This window comes from Comamonas sp. B-9 (assembly GCF_000410635.1).
In the GTDB taxonomy this organism is placed as follows: Bacteria; Pseudomonadota; Gammaproteobacteria; order Burkholderiales; family Burkholderiaceae_C; genus Comamonas.
In genome coordinates this window covers 18,899-19,191 of the sequence record NZ_KE148530.1, presented here as the reverse complement: position 1 = coordinate 19,191, position 293 = coordinate 18,899, and the positions used below count along the sequence as shown (strand labels likewise).

Annotated in this window: 1 protein-coding gene; it reads right to left on the bottom strand. The window is 70.3% G+C overall.

Annotated elements, in window-relative coordinates; all coding sequences use genetic code 11:
• A partial coding sequence (locus tag H928_RS32190) for a DUF4880 domain-containing protein (RefSeq protein WP_027010632.1) occupies window positions 1–267 on the bottom strand: 267 nt, incomplete at its 3' end.
• Window positions 268–293: the final 26 nt, after the last annotated feature.

Here is a 293-nt window from a genome sequence, read left to right as displayed (position 1 = left end):
AGCGGCCGTGGCGCTTGGCTGCGCCTTGTCATGCGCCAGGTTGCGGCGCAGCTGGGCGATGGCATCGGCGGGCACGGCATCGATCGCGCGCCAGTGCTGCTCCCACTGCACATAGGCGGCGCGGTGCGCGGCATCGGCCGCCAGCCACTGCTGCAAGGCCTGCTCGTCCGCCGTGCTCCAGCTCTCGCGCTGGCGCCGGACAAACCAGTCCAGCACCTGCAGGCGCAGGCCGGCGGTGTTGTCTGGTGGCAGGGGCGATGCGTTCATCTCGTGGTCAATTCTGGAGTCGGAGG